Source organism: Paenibacillus nanensis (genome assembly GCF_003583765.1).
GTDB classification, from domain to species: Bacteria; Bacillota; Bacilli; order Paenibacillales; family Paenibacillaceae; genus Pristimantibacillus; species Pristimantibacillus nanensis.
Genome location: NZ_QXQA01000007.1, coordinates 177691 through 199995, shown reverse-complemented (window position 1 = coordinate 199995; position 22305 = coordinate 177691). Strand labels below are relative to the sequence as shown.

At 51.1% G+C, this 22305-nt stretch carries 14 protein-coding genes; 3 read left to right on the top strand and 11 right to left on the bottom strand.

The features are described 5' to 3' along the window. Window positions 1-2: 2 nt before the first annotated feature. From D3P08_RS13310 to D3P08_RS13275, 8 genes are all read right to left on the bottom strand, one after another. Window positions 3-995, bottom strand: a complete 993-nt coding sequence (locus D3P08_RS13310; RefSeq protein ID WP_119600176.1) for an alpha/beta hydrolase — start codon at window positions 993-995, stop codon at window positions 3-5. Window positions 996-1022: 27 nt separating this feature from the next. Further along, window positions 1023-3854 (bottom strand): alpha-L-rhamnosidase, encoded by a 2832-nt coding sequence (locus D3P08_RS13305; protein WP_162848465.1) that lies wholly within the window; start codon window positions 3852-3854, stop codon window positions 1023-1025. 98 nt (window positions 3855-3952) lie between these two features. Further along, on the bottom strand, window positions 3953-4693 hold the full coding sequence (locus D3P08_RS13300; RefSeq protein ID WP_119600174.1) for a helix-turn-helix domain-containing protein: 741 nt from the start codon (window positions 4691-4693) through the stop codon (window positions 3953-3955). A 20-nt stretch (window positions 4694-4713) separates the two neighbouring features. Further along, on the bottom strand, window positions 4714-6072 hold the full coding sequence (locus D3P08_RS13295; RefSeq protein WP_162848464.1) for an MFS transporter: 1359 nt from the start codon (window positions 6070-6072) through the stop codon (window positions 4714-4716). Between the two features lie 165 nt (window positions 6073-6237). Continuing rightward, on the bottom strand, window positions 6238-9051 hold the full coding sequence (locus D3P08_RS13290) for a glycosyl hydrolase (protein WP_240647498.1): 2814 nt from the start codon (window positions 9049-9051) through the stop codon (window positions 6238-6240). 147 nt (window positions 9052-9198) lie between these two features. Then, window positions 9199-10920: an extracellular solute-binding protein gene (locus D3P08_RS13285; RefSeq protein WP_162848463.1), complete on the bottom strand. Its 1722-nt coding sequence runs from the start codon at window positions 10918-10920 to the stop codon at window positions 9199-9201. 131 nt (window positions 10921-11051) lie between these two features. Then, on the bottom strand, window positions 11052-11927 hold the full coding sequence (locus D3P08_RS13280; RefSeq protein ID WP_119600170.1) for a carbohydrate ABC transporter permease: 876 nt from the start codon (window positions 11925-11927) through the stop codon (window positions 11052-11054). Window positions 11928-11939: 12 nt separating this feature from the next. Beyond that, window positions 11940-12797, bottom strand: coding sequence for an ABC transporter permease (locus D3P08_RS13275; protein WP_420819035.1), 858 nt, complete (start codon window positions 12795-12797; stop codon window positions 11940-11942). A gap of 274 nt (window positions 12798-13071) precedes the next feature. On the opposite strand from D3P08_RS13275, the gene D3P08_RS13270 reads away from it, so the two are divergent. Next, complete coding sequence (locus D3P08_RS13270) at window positions 13072-14739, top strand: histidine kinase (protein ID WP_119600168.1); 1668 nt, start codon at window positions 13072-13074, stop codon at window positions 14737-14739. Between the two features lie 11 nt (window positions 14740-14750). After that, window positions 14751-16352, top strand: coding sequence for a response regulator (locus D3P08_RS13265; RefSeq protein ID WP_119600167.1), 1602 nt, complete (start codon window positions 14751-14753; stop codon window positions 16350-16352). 416 nt (window positions 16353-16768) lie between these two features. On the opposite strand, the gene D3P08_RS13260 is transcribed toward D3P08_RS13265, so the two are convergent. The 3 genes from D3P08_RS13260 to D3P08_RS13250 form a co-directional block, all read right to left on the bottom strand. Further along, window positions 16769-18952: an MMPL family transporter gene (locus D3P08_RS13260; RefSeq protein WP_119600166.1), complete on the bottom strand. Its 2184-nt coding sequence runs from the start codon at window positions 18950-18952 to the stop codon at window positions 16769-16771. A gap of 129 nt (window positions 18953-19081) precedes the next feature. Further along, window positions 19082-19726, bottom strand: a complete 645-nt coding sequence (locus D3P08_RS13255) for a response regulator (protein WP_119600165.1) — start codon at window positions 19724-19726, stop codon at window positions 19082-19084. Beyond that, entirely contained in the window at window positions 19723-20946 is a 1224-nt protein-coding gene (locus D3P08_RS13250) for a sensor histidine kinase (protein ID WP_119600164.1), read from the bottom strand. Before D3P08_RS13250 ends, D3P08_RS13255 begins: the two co-directional genes overlap by 4 nt. 307 nt (window positions 20947-21253) lie before the next feature. Between D3P08_RS13250 and D3P08_RS13245 the strand changes: the two genes are divergently transcribed. Continuing rightward, a complete protein-coding gene (locus tag D3P08_RS13245; protein WP_206098959.1) occupies window positions 21254-22264 on the top strand; it encodes a ketoacyl-ACP synthase III in 1011 nt (336 codons plus the stop codon). Window positions 22265-22305 lie beyond the last annotated feature (41 nt).

The following is a 22305-nucleotide window of genomic DNA, read 5'->3' as shown; positions in this document are numbered from 1 at the left end:
CGTTATGAAATGACTTGAATCTCCTTCAACTGTTGATCTAGATCGAGTACATCTTCGTTCGTTAATAAGCCGCCGCCGAATTCAATAATGGTTCTAAGGGGAACGCCCATCGCATCCTTCAACTGAGGACTCTCTTCCAGCATAGGCAACTTCCCGAGCACTAGCTTTCTGCATGCGTCGTTTTTCCATAAGACACCCAATTGAATATCGACGCTGTATTCCGCGACAGTCTCGCTCAGCAGGACGGAGTCGCGATCGGCAGCAAACTCTCCGAATTGGTTGCGAAGCCAGGCCACGCATAAGCCGAACCACTTGGCCGCGTCCGGATCCGACAGAGAACGCATACCGCCTGAAGTGACGGGTCTGGATAGCGATAAGCCGTGCGCTCCGTTCTGGAATATATGCAGTTCAAACGGCCGTCTCTCCCGATCCATCGCGGCTGCCATGGCCAAAGCGTTACCAACGGGGACAAGCGTATCCTCGTATGTGTGGAAAATATAGGCCGGCGGCGTCAGTGAATCGACGGCCTCGTCTACTCCGGGAATTGGAGCGGGAAGTATGTCTCCCATCGAAGCCACAATGCATGGATAACCCAATATCATGGCATTCGGGCGGACTCTGCCCATCGTTCCAAGCGCCGCGGCCAGATGTCCGCCTGCAGAGAAACCGCAAACGGCAACCTTCTCGGGATCGACATGCCATTCTTCGCTGCGCATGCGTATCAGTTCGAGAGCTTCCTCCGCATCGTTCAACGGTTTTGGGAAAGCGGCATTCCCATTCAGCGAATAACGGAGCACGAAGGCATGGTAGCCTTCGGCAAGGAAGGACATGGCTACCGGCTCCGCTTCCCGGTCTGAGCATGCGCGGTAGGCTCCGCCGGGAAAGATAAGAACGGCTGGTCTAGTTCGAGCATTCGGCATTTCATTCGACGCGTCGAGCACATAAGCGGTCAGAGTGACGCCATCATTGGTTAGATCAAGAGTCGATATCCGCATTTGAGTTCTCTCCTCGCTCGTATCTGGTTAGACCGGAATGGCTTTAAGCTTGGCGTCCAGCTCGTCGAGCATGCTCGCTTCCATCGGATAATAAGCGGCTAAGTCCCGCAGCGACGCGTCGCCAATCGAGGCTCCGAGCGTATCCGGATTAAGCTCCATGCCATGCGGAAGCAAGCTGGCAATCAATGTTTTAGCCTGTACGTTATATAAGAGCTCGACAAGCGGAGAATACGTACTGAAGCGCTTGATATAGCTCCTCGTCGGGGTGTAGCGGATGTCGTAGCTGCCTGCGTCCAGCTCCAGCCTGACGTCTTCTCCCATCTGAAGGCTCGAAACTCCGTTTGCTGCGATCGAATCGCCGTTAAGCGTGATCGTCGCCGCATCAGCCCGCGGCAATCGGACGGTTGCCGATGCGTTGAACGGAATTTCGAACCGGAATGCGAGATTCCCCTCATCATCGAAAGACCATTCGCTCCTGTACAAACCGGACGCGGTCTCCACGCCGGCCTTGGCCGACCTCAAGCGGAAATCGGGCTGCGGGGCCAGCTCCGCCCGGCGGAAGCCCGGAGCTTCTTCGGTAGGGTTGATGCCCGCGACGACGCGGTACATCCATTCCGCTATAGCGCCGTAAGCATAGTGATTAAGCGAATTCATGCCCGTACTGCTAATCGATCCGTCCGGCATGATGGAATTCCAGCGTTCCCAGATCGTCGTCGCCCCCAGCTTGACGGCATAGAGCCAGCTCGGATAATCGTCGTTCAGCAGCAGAGTGTAAGCAAGATCATTGCAGCCTTGAGCGGACAGGACAAGATTCAGATAAGGCGTGCCGACGAATCCGGTTTTCAGATGATTGCGGTCAAGCTTGAGCCGCTTGCGCAGCGCTTCGACCACTCTCTGCCGATAAGCCCCCGGCACGAGATCCATGAACAAGGCCACGGCGTATGCGGTCTGCGTATCCAGCGCCAAACGACCGTTTTTGCTGAAAAACTCGTCCTCGATAGCCGACTTCACTTCCTCGGATATCCGTTCGTAGTAAGCGGCCAGATCGTTTCTTCCCAATACCTTGGCGGCTTTCGCCGTCAACTGAGTGGAGTAGCGGTAGTAGGCGGAAGCGATAAAGTCCGTATCCGTGCCGCCCATCGGGGAATCCGGATTGCTGCCGTCCAGAGCAAGCCAATCGCCGAAGTGGAAGCCGGTCGTCCAGAGCCGCCTACCTCCGGCTTCCTCGTCCGCTTTGATGATATAATCGGCCCATGCTTTCATGCTGTCGAACTGCTGCTCCAGAATCGATCGGTCGCCGTAATGGAGGTAAACATTCCATGGAATGATGGTCGCCGCGTCCGCCCAAGCGCTGGAGCCGCCGCCCTGTACGTTCGTCGCGGGAACGACCATCGGTACCATTCCGCCGCGATCTTCCTGTTCGCGCGCCATATCGTATCCATACTTGCGGAAGAACGCGAACGAATCCATATTGAAGCATGCCGTCCCGGAGAAAACCTGTGCATCGCCTGTCCAGCCCATTCGTTCGTCGCGCTGCGGGCAATCCGTCGGCACGTCCAGGAAATTTCCTTTCTGCCCCCACAAAGCGTTCTGGAATAGCCGGTTGACAAGCGGATCGCTTGTCTCGAAGCTTCCAATCTCCTCTAGATCCGAATAAAGCACGCAACCCGTGAAATCGTCGGGATTCAGCTCGCCTGGCCAGCCTTCGACCTTGACGTAACGGAAACCGAAGAAGGTGAAGAACGGACGGACCTCCCGCTCCCGGCCGTCGGCCGTATACACGTACTCCGCCTTCGCCGTTCGCAAGTTATCCCGATAGAAATTGCCTTCCTGCAGCACCTCTCCATGTTGAAGCCTTATGACTGTACCTCTTGGCGCACTCGTTTGGAAGCGGATCCACCCTACCATGTTCTGTCCCATATCCAGCACCGTCTCGCCAGCGGGCGTTCGAATAACCTCGAGAGGCTTCAGCTCGTCCTTAACAACGACCGGCAGGCTTAGACGCGCCATTAGTCGCTCGTAGCCGAGCTCGCCTTTACGTACAGGGAATGTCTCCGCCGATTCGAAGGTGGCGTCGTAAGTCTCCCCGTCATACAAGTTGCCGTCCATGACACGACTTCGCTTCGCGGACCATGTCTTATCGGAAGGGATGACAACGCTCGATCCGTCTGCATATTCGACGACAATCTCGCACAAAAGCGCGAATTCATTGCCATATATTTCTGCTGTGTGGCCGCTAAATCCAAACCGGCCTTTGTACAAACCGTTACCGAGACTAACCTCTACCTGGTTCGTGCCTTGCTTCAGCAATTCCGTCACATCGTAGGTCTGATACTGCAGCCACTTCTGATAGGCGTTAAAGTGAGGGGCGAAATATTCATCTCCGGCCTTGGCTCCGTTTATCGTCATCTCGTACAGGCCAAGACCGCAAACATAAGCGCGCGCCGAACGGATGGCACCGGTTAGCTCGAACGTACGGCCTAGAACCGGATGAACATCGCGGTCAAGCTCGGGTACGATCCATTCCGCTTTCCAAGGCTCGTCCATCTTCGCGGTCTCGAACCATGCCGCTTCGCTTCGGGCATGGTCGCCATTGTCCGCCCATGCCTCCACCCGCCAATAATAGCGCGTCCGCGGCTCCAGCTGGATCGGGAGCTCAAAGGCGAGGCTGTCGATATCTTCTCTTTTACCGCTGTCGAACACGACATTCGAGAAGATTGCATCCAAAGCGACTTCAACACGGGCGGCAGCCTGCTTCTTGGCTTCGGTTTCCGACACGACATAAGACAATTGAGGTTTACCTAATGTGAAGCCCAGCGGACTCACCATCCGATTCGTTCTTAAACGGGAGATTTTCATTGGAATCTTCCTCTCTGATTTTGTTCCATTGCCTTTCTTCCTTAACTCAAAAATATCAAAATACAGACTCGCCATACTATGTGCTATCGTGCCAATCCTCAGGCCTCGAGCTTATGATAGCGATGCCTGAAAGCAGCAGGCGTCATGCCGCAATAGCTGCGGAATAACCGGTAAAAGTAATTCATGTCATAAATGCCGACGGCCTCCGCGATCGATTGGACGCTTAAGCGGGAAAATCGAAGCAGGCCGCAGCTATGACGAATACGGATCTCCTGCAGCATCTGAATATAGGTTTTTCCCGTAATCGATTTAAACGTACGCTGGAAATGGCGGGTACTCATCGCTACACGCTTGCTAATCTCAGCTATGGAAATCGGGTGCATAAAACGATACCCCATAAAATGGAGAGCTTGCCTGATCGGGGTCTCATCCTGCTCGAACGTCTGCAGCTCGGCATGTCCGGGTCTGGATAACAGAAAGTCCATAAAACGCGTCCACGCAGACAACCGGTTTTCCGAGCAAGAGTCCGAAGGTTTAATCGACGCTCCGGCTATCTCGTGGAGCAGCGTATGCATCTCTTCCAGATAAGCCTCTTCGATGCGCCATTTCATCGGGAGCAGCGGGGCAGCCATCCCCAAGTCATCTGCACGGAAAGCGCAATGGTCCACTCGAAGTCCCGAACCCCCTTCGTCTCCGCTAATGAAGGAAGCATCTGCCTCATTGAAAGGAATGACGTACAGCTCCCCTCGCGCCGCCTGAATGTTCATGGGTCCAATTGTGCACGGGCCACGTCCTTCCAGAATGAGAGCCATAATCAAATAAGCTTTCCTATCTCCCATTGCAAGCCCCCCTTAAGCCGTTATCCGATTTGTTCTTTCTTGTTCTCAAGATCGTCAAGAATTTTTGTGTACTGTTTTTCCAGCGAGAAGAACATAAGCAAGACTCCAATCCCTATATAAATGACAATCGGGACATAAATATTAAAGGCAATAATCATTTGTTTGGCCGATTCAGGCTGTACGGCGGCCCCTTCCTGGTAATGGCCCCATGCCAGCAGCCAACCGATCAACGCCGTGCCGAGTGCCGTGCCGATCTTGCCTCCGAAGCCGTTCACGCTATTCGTCAAACCGACGATGCGTTGACCATGCTTCCATTCTCCGTATTCGATCGTGTCGGCCGTCATGGGGGAGAGAACAACCATGAGCGGAATCATCCCGAAGGCTTGAATCAATGATCCCACGAGACCTATCGGGATGCTATTCGGATCGATCAGACGAATCAGAAGCCCCAATAAGCCGATTCCCAGTCCGAGAACCGCCGTATTTCTTTTGCCTAAACGTTTCATGACCGGTCCGGACAACAGGAATACCACAAGAACCGGAATCAAACCGATTCCGCCCATAATGCTGACCAGATTTACATCGCCCCAAATGTATTTGGCATAATACATGCCGCTTGTCGCGGAGCTTGCGAACAAAATATTGGCGAGCAGCCCCGCCGATACCACAATCAACCAATACCGATTCGAGAATAACAGCTTGATGCCTGTACGGAACGGAAGCGTCTTCTGAACTTCGCCGGACTCCTTCATCTGGATCGTACTGTACTTCTCCTTCGTCGAACGGAAGGCAATATAGATACCCGCCGCGGCAATCGCTCCGAACACTGCAGCCAGCAAGGTCCATTCCGAACGCCCTCCGCCCATGGCGTTGACAATCGGAACGAACCCGATTGCCACGACCATTCCCGCCAAATAACCGAACCCCGCACGATATAACCCCATGAGGGATCGGTCCAGAGGACTTTTCGTCGTTAGCGCCATTAAGCTTAGATAGGGAATGGATATCGGCGTGAGAACGAAAATAAAAAAGACGAGGTTGGTCGCTACCGCGTAAGCGATTTTCGCCGAAGAACTCATATCGGGCACGCAAAAGAGCAGCAAGATCGAAGCGAATAAAGGAACCGTCATCCAAAGAAGCCAGGGCCTTGCTTGTCCGTGTCTCGATCGGGTGCGATCAACGAGCACGCCCATGCCGATATCTGCGAGAGCGTCAAGCACTTTCGTCAGCAGCATAATCGTGCCGACAAGTCCGGCCGACACGCCGACAATATCCGTGTAATAATACGTAATGATACCGAGCAAGCCTGTTGCAATGTTTAAAGAAAACTGGCCTAACGCGTCCCCGGCTAACGCTTTATTCGATAATTCTCTCTCCATGTAACCGCCTCCCACGATGGTCATGCTTCAAGTTTATCGGACCTACCCATGGAGAGATATAACGCGATCTAAAGATGGAATAATTCGATCTTAACTTGTGGTATGCGGATGTCAGCTAACGGTTGGAATGAAAAAAGGAGGCCGGCTCAGCCGACCTCCAATCTGCTACAAAACAAGCTGAACCGGACCAACTAGACCGTGAGGCTGCGGCTGCCGATGAGGGTCCGACGGTCTTAGAGCGTTGTTTAACGTCGTCGCGACCTCGATCTCGATGAGATTGACACCGGTCTTCAGCCATTTCCCGATTCGCACGCGACGATCGATTTGGTTAACCGCTTGAATTGGAGTTCCATTCACCTGAATCCGGAACGTATCGCTTAATTGCCCGATCTGTAATACGGCCTCCGATATGCGGTCGTCGGACTCGGACAGTACAAAAGATGTCTGGTAGCGGCCTATACCGGACTTGTTCACAAGCTGCGGAATGTCCGTCCAATCCTTGAGACCCTCGCTAAGCTCAAGCCTGATCCTCTCGATCTTCGTCTCGAACGGAACGGAACCAGGAGTCCAGCAGTCGACCGTTAACGTCCAATTATCTAGTTGAAGGATATTGGGATTATGGATCGGCGTATCCTTGTGCTTGACTACGCACTCACTCATGTCATGCGGGGTAACGAGAACCAATGCCGATTCGTTCGCAGCCAGCCGAAGCGGAATGATCATTTCACCGTCAGCTGTAGACCCGGCTTGCAGAGAATAAACCGTACCGTCCCAGGCGTTCAGCACGTAAGCCCTTCCTTTGCCGCAGACAATGATTTCGCCTGAAAACTCGAACTCAAGACTCGAATTGTAAACATAATAATAATTGTCCCCTTGGTCATATCGGCGGAGTGTGATGAGTGGCGATTTCGCGATCGTCCTGCCTGCCGGCAAAACCGACAGTTGATGGAGCGCCTCTATTACGTCCTCTTGATTCTGCACATGACGAACGCTCGGCATCACGCGCAAGCGATCGAGTTTCTGCCGAAGCTCATCATCCGCCTGCTCCATGAGGCTGCGATCCCCGTTAAAGGATACAATCCCTGAGGCTCCCTCTCCAACAAGAACGATAGGAAGACCTGCCTCGGCGTATTTCAACAGCCGAACCGCCATTTCAAGCGGCATGTAAGGGGAGAAGCGCATACTACCTTCCGATTGAACGCGAGTATCTATGACTATGGCTTTGTAAGCAGGTCCGTCTGCGTCCAGCACGGGCTTTCCGTCGAACGAGCCTGCTTTAGCTGTCTCTAAGCTTAGCAGGGAAGGACTTACATAATCGTAGGAGTAACCGGCTTGCTCATATACGGTGGGTTCGGTTTGGATGTCATAATGGATGCCGTCGATATGATAACGGTAAATGGCCAGATCCACCTTGGCCTTGCCCATTCGAAGGACAAACTGATTGCGTGCGATATAATCGGTGATCCCCCTCGAGTGCAGGGAGATTGGTTGGCGAGCTCCCCACTCGTTGGAGAACATGGATCCCATTAAGGACATGCCCGGCCATTTGAACAGATCCCGGAAGTGCCCAGAAGCCGATGTCGTTTCGTACGACATGCCGTGCAATACCGCCTGATTAACACCGGACGCAAATCCCCGATGCAGCTGCCACAGCAGCCCATACTCCTTGCCCGTCCAAGTCTGCTTATACCCGAGGCCCAATACTGCTCCTACTTCAATAGAGTACAGTTCCCGATTTAACATATGGACCGCGCCCGATTGCAGGCGATAACCGTCCGTGCTGTCTTTGAAACCAAGCGATTCGGTTTCGGGAATGTCTACTTCAAGCAAGCCATTCGTCAATTCCGTCGGCAGCCCGTACGTTTGATAACGAAGCCGCATGTTGTGACGGTTGGCCCACTCTCTTATCACTCGCACGTGATTGTCGCGGAACATCTCCGTCAGCGTGAGATAGAAATCGTTGCGGATCCGCCGGTTAGACGATCGGTCCTCGAAGTCGAACTCTGCGTCATCGTCCGCATTCCGAACGCTTAATTGATAAAGTCCTTTGATGAAGATAGACGGCAAATACGGCGTAAGATCATAACCTCTCCGTTCTCGAAATTCGTCCAGAAGCTCAGGCGTCCAGATCGAGACCGCCAGCGGCTGCGCGCCATACATGCCTCCAAGCATCGTTGCGTTCAGCTCGATGGAGTCGCAGAATAGGCAGCCGGCATTCTTCTCGTACAGCATCCTCAGATGCGGATCTCCAAGCAAGCGTTCATCCCAGAAGCCGGTAATGGCCTCAGCTGCGGCCTTCGTGAAATGATCGATGACCGGAGCGCCTATGGAATTGTTCATCTGACCGTTCGTCTGGCTCCAGAAGGCGAAGAGGCACCACTCCTCCCCATCGGGAGGAGTCCAGGCAACCCGCTCAGTCATGACATCGACAAGTCCTTCTTTCATCAAATCAATCGCCGATTCAAGGTCGAGCGTCGCCACCTTGCCGACTGTCTCAGCTCCTTTGTGCAGGCGAGCAGCCGTAACCGCGACCAGTTTGCGCGGGCGCTCACCGTCGATCGTCCCGGATTCCGGAAGCGTACCGCGGTACGCTCCAATAATCATTTTGGTCCCGAAGTGGAGTCCATGGACGCAACGCTCATCCTCTCTGTCCATAACGGCTGGCGTGGCGATCGGCCATAGCGGACCAATCGTGAAATCCAGCTGGAATCCAAGCGGAATGGCTGTCTCCAGCGCTGCCTTCATCCGGTCGTTCCACTCGTCGGATCCGAATCCATATCGAACATAATGTTCGGGCTCGACGTCTTCCGTCGGTATGCCGAAGAAGTGTATGATTTCGGCGCCTCCGTAACCCGCGTTCGCAAGCCATTCGATCTCTCTTTTAATTTCATCATTCTCCATATAAGCCCCGGGCAGCCACCATCTCATCTTGGGACGATACCGGTTCTCCGGAGATTTAAATGGTTCCACTCTGTACATATTCAAAACTCACCATCCTATTTGCGAATTTGACATTAACATAACAAACAGTACAAGTGATCGATATGTGGAATAGTGCCAATTCCTTATCATGGCGTACGACAAAAGCGGCTTCGGTGCTCGCCCGAAGCCGCTTCGTCCAATGCCTTATTGTTTAACGGAATCGTACCATTCGTTCACTTCTTTCGTAATGTCGTCTCCGCCGGACGATTTCCATTTTTCCACGAAAGAATCGAAGGCATCTGCGTTCTGCTTGCCGTAGATGATTTCCGTGAACGTATCCATCTGCATCTTCTTCAGCAATTCGTTCCGGGAAGTCATCGTAGATGTCGCGGGACCTTGGAAATATTCGGGAACATCGAACTCAGACTGCGTAGAAATAACAAGCAAAGCCTTATTGCCGATGACCTCTAACGGATTACTGTTATCGATCGACACGATGCCAGAGGTTGCGAACGCCGAGAGTTCTTGGTTCGTCAGCTCTTCTTCCTTGGCGCGTTTAAGTGAAGCCTCCAGCAGCTTCGACTGATAAACTGTCTGCGCCCCCGAAATCGTATATTTCATGGTCGCCGTCTTGCCGCCTGGGATTTGATTTTGGTCATAGATGACAGACCCGTCCTTGGTTAGATAATCATACCCTTCCTGGAAGCCTTTGAAGAGGAACGGATCTTCGCTGTTATATGATTCATACAACGCGTTCTGATAATGGAAGAAAGCCTGCAGCGCTTCTTCGGAAATATCCTTGTTAATGAGAATAGAGCCTGTATACGGAGTTGCTATCGTTCTCATGTTGTTGCCATCCAGCCCTTGCGGAAGTGGATACGGCGCGTACATCGCCGTTGGATTCGTAGCCAGCATCAGTGAGCCCGGATACACCATCAGCCAATGCTCGCCGCCCAGCATTCCGACCTTGCCGGATGCAACGTTCTCCGTCACCTTATTGAAATCATGAAGCGCGATATCTTCCGCGATATATCCTTTTGCCTTCCACTCGCTGATCTTCGCCAGAGCCGTCTTGATCTCCGGCCGTACGGAACCGAATTCAAGCTTGCCGTCTTCTCCGGGGTACCACCGGTCAGGAATGGCTCCGAATAATCCGAAAATCCACGAAGCGTCTCCTATCGGATAACCGATGAATTGATCCTTCATGCCGAATTCAAGGGCAACGGTATCCTTCTTTCCGTTTCCGTCGGGATCCTGGTTCACGAACGCATCCATGACCGTTTCCAATTCTTCCAGAGTTGTCGGAGCTTTCAGGTTCAGCTTGTCCAGCCAATCCTGTCTAATCCATAATGGGGATTGCGTGCCCATCGTAGGCCGCAGGATCGGGATCGCGAATTTTTTCCCGTCCTTTATGAAGGGATGCCAAGCTTCCGGCACTTCCGCCATCGCTGCCTTCCATGTATCGGAAGCATATTTCTCGAAGGCTTCCTCTACGTCAAGCAGCTTGCCGGATTCGATAAACATATTTGTCGTATTGGACTGAGTCGATACGAACAGATCCGGCAATTTTTCGCCGGAGGACAACATAAGCTTCAGCTTCGTGTCATAAGAAGTATCCGCCGTCGGCGAAGACCACAAGGTTTCGAGCTTCACGCCAAGCGTCTCCTCCGCCCAGCGAGTGTGTACGTTGTTCTCATAAGTCTCTCCGTTTTTGAAGGTAGCGGTAGGATCTTCGCCTCGTACCATCGTTATCGTTACCGTCGGTTCGATCTTGCCGTTCACGATGTTAAGCTTGGATTCGGTTGCTTTGCCATCTCCGTCTTCATTCTCTTTGTTATTGCCGTTCCCGCCGCTGCATGCCGTTAGCGAAGTCAATAACAATAAAGTGGCAAGTGATACGGTAAACAACCTTCTCTTTTTCCCCATTTCGGAACCCCTCCTGTTATTCATGCCTGTTTTCCCTTACAATGCCTAGTATAAAAGCGTATACATTTCACCGATATAGCGCATCTTAAACTTCGGATAACTCAATCTTAACTTTAGACAAATTCTTCTTTTTATTCTTTAACCGCGCCGATGACAATTCCTTTCGTGAAAAACCGTTGGAGAACAGGATACATAAGCAAGATTGGCAGCGCTCCAATCAAAATTTGGGCAGAACTGATCGACCGGTTGTTCATTTTCGCCGCATCGGCTGCATTGGAAGCATCAATGACGGGAACAGCTATAATTGATTTAAGGAACGTGCTTAACGGCACATTGTCCGCTTTCATATAGATTTGGCCCATTAGCCATTCGTTCCATTCCATTACAACAAGGAATAAACCTACGGTGGCCAATACGGGAAGCGAAAGAGGCAGGAACAAGCGATAAAACACCTGCCAATGATTTGCTCCGTCCATGAACGCCGCCTCTTCCAGCTCCTTCGGCAGCGCCTTGAAGAAGTTCATAATCAAGATCAAATAAAAGACGTTGACGACGCTCGGAAGAACGAGAGCCCATATCGAATTGTACAGTCCAAGCTTTGTAACGAGCAAATAAGTAGGAATCATTCCTCCATTAAAGAGCATCGCCACGATGAAAAATCCAACGATCCCTTTGTAGCCCGCAATTCCATCTCTACCGCCTCCCTTGGACAGAACGTAGGCGGCCAGGCAATTGACAAGAAGCCCCAGCCCCAAGCTCAATGCGGTTCGCTGCACGGATATCCAGACGGATCGGATGAGCTGATCGTCCTCCAGCGCCTTCTCGTATGAGTAAAAATTAAGTCCGATCGGCCAAAACGTCACACTGTTTGAAGCTACTGCCGGACTCGAGCTTAACGAAATCGATACGACATGAATAAGCGGCAGCACGCAAATCGCCGCAAGAAATAGCATAAACGCGTTGTTAACAATATGGAACCAACGTTCCGAGACAGGAATGGGCTGCATGATGTTCTCTCCTTAAAATATTTTGTATCCGGCGACTTTATAGGCAAGCCGGTATCCGCCTACGATCAGGATCAGACCCACAACCGACTTAAACAGTCCGATAGCCGTACCGAAGCTGTAATTCCCCCCGATTAAACCAATGCGATAAACGAACGTGTCGATGATGTCTCCTTTCGCATAGACGAGAGGATTGTAAAGGTTGAAAATTTGATCGAAGCCTGCATTTAACACCTGACTGAGTGACAAAGTGAGGCATACAACGATGGTAGGGACAAGCGACGGCAATGTAATATGCCACATTTGTTTCCATTTGTTGGCCCCGTCAAGCTGGGCTGCTTCGTAAAGCGCTGGGTTTATTCCCGCTAAAGCCGCTAAAAATATAATTGATCCATAGCCGAATTCCTTCCATACTTCCGTGCCGACAACCGTCACGAGAAACCAATTGTTATCGCCCAGAAAGAAGATCGATTCGAAGCCCAGTGCGCCCAGCAGTTGATTCACGAGTCCGTTCTTCGGATCCAGCAGTTCGATGAAGATGCCGCCAAGTACGACCCACGACAAAAAATGGGGCAGGAATACAAAGGTCTGAACCGAATTGCGAACCCACTTCTTGCGCACTTCGTTAATAAGCAAGGCAAACGTTAGAGTGGCGATCGTACCAAAAAAAAGCTTGAGTACAGCAATTCGAAGCGTGTTCCATATCACTTGAGAGCTGTCGGGATATTCGAACAAAAATACGAACTGATCCAGTCCAACCCATTTGGAACCGGTAATGCCGAGGTAGGGCTTGTATTCCTGAAACGCCATGACAATGCCGCCCATCGGCACATAAACAAATAGTAGAGTAAGCACAATGGCAGGAAGGATCATAAGGTACAAGTGCCAGCTGTCCCTTCTTCGTACAATCCTCTCCCTCTTCTTCTTAATCGTTTCTTGTTGAATGACAGTCTGCATAAGGGCCTCCTACTTGAAATCGTTTTCTTGTGCTAATTGTACGTCCTGGGATTACCGGTTCGAAATAACGGAATCCAAACATGAATATCGCGATCTTAAGATTTCAGTGATTTGGCGCTTTCGCACATTGTAATAGGGGGGGCACGACGCCTACAATGAAAAGACAAAACACCGCAAAGGACTAATCGCCATGTTCAAACAATATCGCACCTTCATCGGCATGCTATTGGTTACGCTGATTTCAATTCTGACCGTTATGACCATGTATACTTATACGGTCAACACCAGCCTGGCAACCGTCCGAGAAGATATTCAAATGAACAATTTGAACCGGATCCGGTTCTTAATCAATAATCTTGACCACAATGTCGAACAGCTTAGCATGCTCGCCATGACGCTGGAGACCGACTCCAAGGTCGGATTGCTCTCGTCCGTTCATCTGATGGACACTTATGATCAGGTCCAGCTGCAGCTCGACCTAGCCGATAAAATAGGGCTGCAAAGCTTCTCGAGAGGGTGGGACAATAAGATCTCCATCTACTCCGAGCTGATGGGGAAGTGGATCGGGACGACAAAGATTCAAGAGTCCCTTCCTAGTGGAGGGAGCAATTACGAATGGGAGCTCGATTCTACGGGCGAGCGGTTTGTTTATGATCGAAGCTTGGACGGCTATACGATTCGGGTTACGTTCCCGAAGGGCAACTTGCAAGGCCTGCTTGTAGGCTCCAATGTCGACGGCAAGTATTCTTTTTTTTATCATCCGGACCAACCTGTCATCTCGACTGCGGCACAAGAAATAAATGAAAAGGACAACATGATAAAAGCCCTTGTTCCAATCCTAGAGGGGAGAACAGAAGGAACGGAAACGATAACGGTCGGCGGCACCGATTATATGGCGACGTTCATGAAGGCCGAGTCGATAGGCTGGTATATGATCGACTGCGTCCCGCTGGATCAAGCCTTGCAGCCGATCAAAAGAACGCAAATCTTTTTCTATATCGGCAGCGTCATGATTTTTCTCGGGGGAGTCGCAACCCTTCTTTTCCTCTACCGGAAAGTACAAGTGCCGATCGTAACATTGCTTAAAGGCGTACGGCAGCTCAAGCATGGGGATTTCTCGTTCCGGATTCATAAATCTAGCCGGAACGAATTTGATATTTTATATGAAAGCTTCAACGATATGGCCGAGCAGATTGGGGATTTGATCGATAAGGTGTACAAGGAGAAAATCGTTTCGCGGGAAGCCATGGTCAAGCAGCTGCAGGCGCAGATCAACCCGCATTTCCTCTATAACTGCCTGTTCTTCATCGACAATATGACCCGCTTGGGCAACGAGGAAGCCGTAACGGCCATGACCAAAAATTTGGCGGAGTACTTCAGGTACACCACGAGGCTGGACGAACCTGTTACGACGCTTGAGAAAGAGCTTGGCGTTGTAGAAAATTATTTAAAAATCCAATGCTTGAGAATGAATCGGCTTCGCTACGAAATCAACGTCCCTGAATCTATGAAGCAGCTGCGAGTTCCGAAGCTTCTCGTTCAACCGCTGGCAGAGAATGGAGTTATTCACGGAATTGAGCAGAAACGGCATGCATCCTGCATACGCATTACCGGCGTAGAGGAGAGCTCCCGCTTCCGGATTATCGTGGAGGATGACGGGAAAGGCATGACAGAGACTGATATATTAGAATTGCTGGGGCGAATCGAACATCCGCTAGACGAGTCGATGGGCTGCGCTTTGTGGAATATACGACAGCGAATGAGCATTTATTTCGAGCAGCCAGCCGGGATGGAGATTGGTTCAAGCGAACTCGGCGGACTTCGCATCCAGTTATATTGGCCAAGAAGCATCGATTAGGAGGATTCTTTATGTATCATTTATTAATCGTGGATGACGAAGCGTCGGTTGTCGAAAGCTTAGCGCTTACGATCCCCTGGGAAGAGCATGGCATTGAGGAAGTCCATCTTGCCTACTCGGCAGAGGAAGCGCTGCAGATTGCGGAGAAGGTGCCGATCGATATCATGATTACCGATATACGCATGCCGGAAATGGATGGACTCGAGCTTATCGGGCATATGCGCAGTCTGTCGAGCAAATTCCGCAGCATCATTTTGTCCGGGCACGATGAATTCGAGTACGCCCAGAAAGCGATTCGACACCAGACGCTTGGCTACCTGCTGAAGCCCGTGGACATTGGAGAGTTAATTGACGCGGTGCGCAAAGCGATTGTCGATATTGAAGAAGAATGGGCGGAGATCAGCTCCTATCAACGGATCAAACATACTCTTCATGCCAATATGCCGTTGCTGCGGAACCAACTGCTGAGCGACTTGCTTCAGAACAAGCCGATTGAACCGAAATGGCTGGAGGAGCGGCTCGACATGATTGACGTTTCCTTCCGATTAGGTGACCCGTACTTGATGATGGTCGTTCGGCTGGAAGAGGATTTTTCCGGATACGACTTGCACTCCCTCTCCTTGCTTGAATACGCCGTCAGCAACATTGCGGAAGAAGTATTCGAAGAGCTGTTCGAGCTGTGGCATTGCGTCACCGAGCAAGGCTACTTGGTCTTTCTAATCAAAAGCAGAGCTGCTGATGGGCTTGTCCGGGCGGATTCCTACGCGATAAAGCTTCAGAATCACGTGCACAAATATTTAAAAGGCTCATTATCCGTTTGTTTAAGCAAAATCGGCACATTCCCTTCAGAAGTAGCGGATTCTTATCAAGCCTCTGTAGCCGCAATCAATCGAAACGTCGGGAAAAATAAAAGCTATTTCATCACGGTTGAAGACAATCCCGTCCAGCCCGAAGATTCAAACGTCATCCAATTGTATGAGCCGCCGCTGCTTCCGGTATTGCTGCAGTCGGGGAGCTGGGATGAAGCGGCAGTCAAGATCAGCAAAATGCTGGTGCTGGACGATCCGTCCACCGAGCCCTCCCGTGATCATCTGCTCGCCGTATTTCTCTATTTGTCCTCTTCCTTTACGACCATCATGGCTTCCGAAGGGCTGCCAATCGAGGAGACCCTCGGCGAAGAATTCGATTTGCTTCTGCGCAAGAAGAGCCAGCTGTCCAGACAGCGCATTTTCGAATGGGCGGACAAAATCATAGTTTCACTAAAAGCGATAGCATCGAAACAGTTGGAGGATTCGCACCAACAGATCGCGTCCAAGGTTAGAACCTATATACAGGGACATCTTGCCGAAGGCATATCGCTGCAGACCGTCGCCGATCACGTAGGCTTGCATCCAGTCTATTTGTCTAAAGTATACAAGAGCGCCACGGGCGAAACCATTGGCGATCTTCTCTACCGGATTCGGATGGAACGCGCGGCGTATCTGCTTCAAAACACGGAAATGAAAATTGCCGAAATCAGCTCCGAGCTCGGTTTCCTCGCGGCTCCTCATTTCATAAAGATCTTTAAGAGGCATTATGGTAGCACGCCTCAGGAATATCGGAACAAGTCATGACCGCCATAAACCACGTAGAGCTGCCGCATAAATGCGACAGCTCCTCGTATAGTTAACTGCAGTTTTTTTCATAGAAGGTGTCGTAATCGGCCATAGCGATCCTGCCGTGAAGTCGAGTTCCCTTGATAATATCGTCAAATCTGGGAGTGTGTTGATTAAAGTATCATAAAATGTACTTACGTTGAAAATGTTGATTCTTAACTAAAGCATTTCTGAACCTTTGCTATAAATGTTTGTTTAATATCGGCTTTTACTCGCCCCCTTGGATATACAGATTATTTCCAATGGAACTTAAGCCTTCAAGGTCCGAACGATGCCGCCCATCAGAGTTTGAAATTGATCGTTCCAAAAATATTGAAAGCGGAGCTTGAGACAGTCTAATAATACCTTCATCATACCATGCTAATGCCGAAGCCCTATTTAGGGGCTTCCGCTGCCTGCTGCACCTTATGGATCGATTCACCTTCAACGTCGATTTTCGGCGTGATGCGATTGAGCCAGCGGGGGAAATACCAGGCTGCGCGAGGCATTAGAGTCATTATGGCAGGTACAATCATCATGCGCACGATAAAGGCGTCAACAAAAATACCGAATGCCAGCGCAAGCCCCATCGATTTAATCATCGTATCCTCGACAAAGATGAAACTCGCGAATACAACGACCATAATAAGGCCCGCCGCGCTTACGACGCTGCCGCTATTTGCCATCCCGGCGAGCACAGCCTTCCGACCGTCGCCGGTTCGCGAATACTCTTCCTTCATCCGGCTAACGAGGAACACCTCATAATCCATTGCGAGTCCAAATAGGATTCCCGCGGTTAGTACCGGTAAAAAGCTGAGAACCGGTCCTGCTTCCGGGATGCCGAAGAAGCTTGCCAAATGGCCCTCTTGGACAACAAAAACAATAAAACCTAGCGTCGCGGTCAGCGTCAAGAGATAACCAAGCACCGCCTTAATCGGGATCCATATGGAACGGAACACGATACCAAGAAGAATAAAAGCTAGTCCAACGATGAGTAACGCAAATTGAGGCAGTGCCTCGTTCAACTTATCCGAAATATCGATATTAACCGCAGTCATTCCGGTTACCATCAACTCAACCGAGCCGGCTTCCGCTATCGTACCCGCATATTCCCGAATATTTTGCACAAGGTCTTTTGTTTTACTATTGTGCGGACCTGTTCCGGGAATAACATTAACGATGGCCGTATCTCCGGATTGATTCAGGATAGGTTCGGTTATCGTCGCGATATTATCAATAGCCCCCAGCCCCTTGACGGCGTCGCCAATTCGATCGCCTGTCGCGGCGCCGCCCGCTGCAGGTTCTGCTTTGACAACGACAACAAGCGGAGCGTGATAGCCGGGACCATACGCTTCGGCAAGCAAATCGTATGCGCGTCTTTCCGTTGTTTCTTCCGATTTCAAGCCATTATCCGGCAGCCCCGTTTCCAGCTTCAGTGCGGGCAAACTGATGAGTACGAGCAGCATGATTGCCGCGACCGCTATCGGCAGCGGGTATTTGACGACGGTTTTTCCCCACCGGTTAGTGGACTTGGATTTTTCGCCTCTTGAACCCGCTTTTTTTGATTTCGGTCTTGCCTTCTCCCCCACAATGGCAAGCATGGCCGGCACTAGCACGATCGCGATAGCAATCGCCGCAGCGACAGTAATCGCAGCCGCAATGCCCATCGTGGTCAGAAACGGAATGCGGACAACCGCCAGGCCCAGCAGCGCGATGATGACTGTCAGGCCGGCGAACAGAACAGAGCTTCCCGCAGTCGCGTTAGCGATCGCAATCGATTGCTGAACGCTTTTTCCTTCCGCCAGGCTTTGGCGATGCCTCGATATTATAAATAACGCATAATCGATTCCGACTGCCAATCCCAGCATTACCGCAAGCGTAATCGAGACAGAAGACATTTCCATGATGTTCGTCCCGATCAGCACCAGCAAAATCCCTATGCCCAGTCCGATGACGGCAGTTAAAATCGGCAATCCTGCAACTAGAAACGACCTGAACGTATAAGCCAAAATCAAGAACGCGACCACGATTCCGACGACTTCGGAGAGACCGCCGATCTCGGGAATCGGCGAACCGATATTGCCGGAGAACTCCGCCTGAATGCCCAAGGCACGCGCTTCCTCAGCAGCAGCCTCCACCTTCTCCAGCGACGTCTCTGCTACCTCGCCTGCATCAAGCTTATAAGTGATCGTTGCGTATCCGATCTCCTTGTTCGCGCTCAAAGACTGGTTATCGTACGGTCCGGCGATCGACGCTACGTCGGCGTCACTGCTGAGTTTAGCTAATAATTGCTGTAGCGATTGCCGAACGGTTTCACTCTCCAACGTTTCACCTTCCGGCGCTTTAAACACCATTTGAATATTTCCGTTGTTCGAGTTCTCCAGCGAAGGAAATTCCTCGTTCAGCACCTTCATAGCCAGCTCCGATTTCGTTCCGGGAATGGACATGTCACCCGTAAACGAGGCGCCTAAGCCAAGTACAAGCGCAGCGGCAATAACCAATGCGATAAGACTTGCGGCTAGCGTCTTGAATTTATGGAGATAGATCCGCTCTCCGGTGCGGTACAGCAATTTTGCCATGATGAGATCCCTGCTTTCTTAGCGAGTATGCCCTCATTGTAACGTCTTCCGCCTATAAAAAAATCGTACATAAGGGCCCCCCCTTATGTACGATCGGGCAGCCTCATCATGCACGACCTTTTATTATTTCTAAAGATGGATCAGCCCATGCTCTATGGCCATGGCAACCGCCCCAGGACGAGAATCAACGCCTAATTTATTGTAAATGCTGGTTAGATGGGCTTTTACGGTACGCTCGGAAATGCCCAAATCGAATGCAATTTCTTTGCTTCGGTATCCACGCGCTGCAGCCTGCAACACAAGCTTCTCTTTTTCGGACAAGTCCGGAAGCCCGCTTTTTGAGGCTTGTACCGGCGCCTGCCGCGAGGCAAATACCTTTTCAACGACATCAGGCTGCAGCAATGTCTCTCCCCGCAAAGCGGATTCCAATGTATGAAACAGCGTTGCCCTGCTGGCATCCTTCAGCAAATAGCCCTTTGCACCGAGCGCCAGTCCCTGCATCATGTAGTCATCCTCGTTGTAAGTCGTCAAGATGACAACCGGTATTTCGATCTTTTTGTCCCGCAGCCTCTTCATCGTTTCGAGTCCTGTCATGACGGGCATGTTCAAATCCATTAGAATAAGATCCGGCTGCAGCTGATCCACTAGCCGCAGCGCTTCCTCGCCGTTCTCAGCCTCGCCCGCAATCTGGTAGGCATCGTTGCTTTCAATAATAAGTCTTAAGCCTTCGCGAACGAGCAGATGATCGTCTACGATCAAAATCTGTTTTGTCATGTAATGACTCCTTCTTTCCCAGGAACCTTTATTTCGATCGTCGTACCCGCTTCCGGCTCGCTGTGAATGTCAAGCATTCCCCCCAGAAGACGGACACGTTCCTTAATACCGACAAGACCGTAATGCCCGGCGAGCCTGCCTATAGTTTCGGTATTAAAGCCGATTCCGTTGTCTTGTATGCGGAGCAGCAGGCTTCCTGATGATATCTCTTGTTCTATTGTTATCTGCATACTTGAAGCATTCGCATGCTTGACCGTATTCGCGATGCACTCTCCAATCACATGGAGACAATGCTCCATAACGTAGCCCGACAACGACAAATCCTCCGGAGCGTGCAGCGTTACTGCAACAGGAGTACCGGCAGTCAGCTTGTCTACCGTATTTCGGACGAGGTCGGCAAAGTGAGAATCGGCGCCTCCGTTAAGCCGTAAGTCATCAATAGCCATCCTGGCCTCGCTCAGGGTAGTTCTTGCTCGCTCCATCGCTTTATTGACGATTTCCTGCGCCCGCGCGGGGTTCGCCTTATCCAAATACGCATCCGCCGCTTCTAATTGCATCAATAATCCGGCGAGTCCCTGCGCCAGTGTATCGTGTAAATCGCGAGCCATTCTCTGTCTTTCGTTCGCCAGGGTTAGTTCCTCAACCTTGCGATGGGTCCTCTCCAATTCCTCAAAAAAGCTTTGCGTGCGAAGTCTTGCGTGAACCTGTCGAAAGAACAGGACGCCATACGATACGACAACCACATTCATCAAGACGAATAACGGAATGAGAACAACGGCCGACTCTATCCAGCCCGTTACGAATACCGAACACCACACCAGACCGTAACAGCCCAGCATGACGGCGATTAATTTCTTTTTCTGATCATAAACGCCGACGCATTGTCCGATCAATACGGGAAATAATCCGATCAACACCGCCGGTGCGCTTTCCGGAACCAGAACAGAAGCCGTATAAATAATAGAAGCTTGCATTATGAAATACAGCCAAGCCCTCTTCACGACCATCGCGGGTGAGTGCCAATATAAGGAAGCGTGAAGAACAAATAAGCCTGTAAAAAAGAAGATCCTGATCCAGTAATCGTTGTCTTCGCTCAGCAGCATAAACATGGATACGGCGAAATCGATCGTAATCCAGATCAAAAGCGGAATTCTTGAATCGGATATTGCTCCGCTCTGATGAAAAAGACGTCTTTCGGATTGCAATTCGTTTACTTTCATCTTCAGCCCCTTTTCTGTAATCCGGTCATTATCATTGTACCGCTATGTCCACCGCGGTCAAATGTACGAAAGGGCAGATATCGATGTCCTAAAAGGGCAGCGCATTCAATATCAAAATGGCGGATTCTCACATAGCGATTCCGTATTATTATTATTATTTTTAGCTCATCTACATCATTGCTGCAATCATTTTCCCAGACTGATATGACACCACCTATCTCCGATTGACTTTTGCCAGCACATTCAGTACTATTGGTATCAAGTATTAGTATCTGGTACTAAATATGAAAAGCGAGGTGTCATTCTTATGGAGAATCATTCGGTTCAACCTGCACTGAAATCCAATTCGGTCATTACGGCAATCGGCACTTATGTGCCCGAGAGAAGGATAACGAATGAATATCTGGAGACGCTAGTGGAGACAAGCGACGAATGGATTGTGCAGCGCACCGGCATCCGGGAACGCCGGGCCGCAGCCGAGCATGAATTTACGTCCGATCTGATCGCGGGAGCCATCGACGACATGGTGGAGAGGTATGGCGTAACCCTGCAGGATGTTGATTATATCATTGTCGCAACCTCGACTCCGGACACCATATTCCCTAGTATGTCCGCGCTTACGCAAGCCAGATTTGGAATCAAAAGCTGCGGAGCGATCGACCTTCAGGCGGCATGCGCGGGCTTTACCGCGGGCCTGCAGCTCGGAAACAGTCTGCTCCTTAGCGGCATGTACCGGAAAATTCTTATCGTTGGCGCGGACGCTCTTACAAAAATTACCGATTACACAGATCGGACGACCTGCATTCTATTCGGCGACGGAGCAGGCGCCGTTCTCTTGGAGCCCGCTGAAGATGGCGCCGGCAGCATGCTGGCGGCATATTCGGATACGGACGGCAGCGGCGGTCACCACGTTTATTTAAGCAATTTATCCGCTACGATCGGCGAATACGGCATTTTGGATCACCGTAAGCTTGTGCAGAATGGAAGAGAAGTGTACCGTTGGGCGTTAAGTCAGGTATCCGAAGGCGTAAGCAAGCTGCTTGACATAGCCGGTATGAAGCCGAGCGATATTAGCTGGTTTATCCCGCATAACGCCAATCAGCGGATTATCGACGCGTTATGCGAGCGAATCGGCTTTCGGGAGGAGCAGGCGCTCTCCAGCATAAGCCGCTACGGCAACACATCGGCCGCTTCGATTCCGCTTGCGCTAGACGATGCCGTCAAGGACGGCCGCGTGAAGGCCGGCGATACGCTGCTGATGCACGGGTTCGGCGGCGGGTTAACGCAAGCTGGCGTGATCATGCGCTGGACCATTTAGTTGCGGAATGCTCTTCATGCGCAACAAAAAAACGATCTGAA

Coding starts and splice junctions, on each gene's coding strand:
- D3P08_RS13270 (WP_119600168.1), top strand. CDS start 13,072: ATGTTCAAACAATATCGCACCTTCATCGGCATGCTATTGGTTACGCTG.
- D3P08_RS13300 (WP_119600174.1), bottom strand. CDS start 4,693: ATGGGAGATAGGAAAGCTTATTTGATTATGGCTCTCATTCTGGAAGGA.
- D3P08_RS13265 (WP_119600167.1), top strand. CDS start 14,751: ATGTATCATTTATTAATCGTGGATGACGAAGCGTCGGTTGTCGAAAGC.
- D3P08_RS13285 (WP_162848463.1), bottom strand. CDS start 10,920: ATGGGGAAAAAGAGAAGGTTGTTTACCGTATCACTTGCCACTTTATTG.
- D3P08_RS13305 (WP_162848465.1), bottom strand. CDS start 3,854: ATGAAAATCTCCCGTTTAAGAACGAATCGGATGGTGAGTCCGCTGGGC.
- D3P08_RS13250 (WP_119600164.1), bottom strand. CDS start 20,946: ATGAAAGTAAACGAATTGCAATCCGAAAGACGTCTTTTTCATCAGAGC.
- D3P08_RS13260 (WP_119600166.1), bottom strand. CDS start 18,952: ATGGCAAAATTGCTGTACCGCACCGGAGAGCGGATCTATCTCCATAAA.
- D3P08_RS13280 (WP_119600170.1), bottom strand. CDS start 11,927: ATGCAGCCCATTCCTGTCTCGGAACGTTGGTTCCATATTGTTAACAAC.
- D3P08_RS13275 (WP_420819035.1), bottom strand. CDS start 12,797: ATGATCCTTCCTGCCATTGTGCTTACTCTACTATTTGTTTATGTGCCG.
- D3P08_RS13295 (WP_162848464.1), bottom strand. CDS start 6,072: ATGGAGAGAGAATTATCGAATAAAGCGTTAGCCGGGGACGCGTTAGGC.
- D3P08_RS13310 (WP_119600176.1), bottom strand. CDS start 995: ATGCGGATATCGACTCTTGATCTAACCAATGATGGCGTCACTCTGACC.
- D3P08_RS13245 (WP_206098959.1), top strand. CDS start 21,254: ATGGAGAATCATTCGGTTCAACCTGCACTGAAATCCAATTCGGTCATT.
- D3P08_RS13255 (WP_119600165.1), bottom strand. CDS start 19,726: ATGACAAAACAGATTTTGATCGTAGACGATCATCTGCTCGTTCGCGAA.
- D3P08_RS13290 (WP_240647498.1), bottom strand. CDS start 9,051: ATGTACAGAGTGGAACCATTTAAATCTCCGGAGAACCGGTATCGTCCC.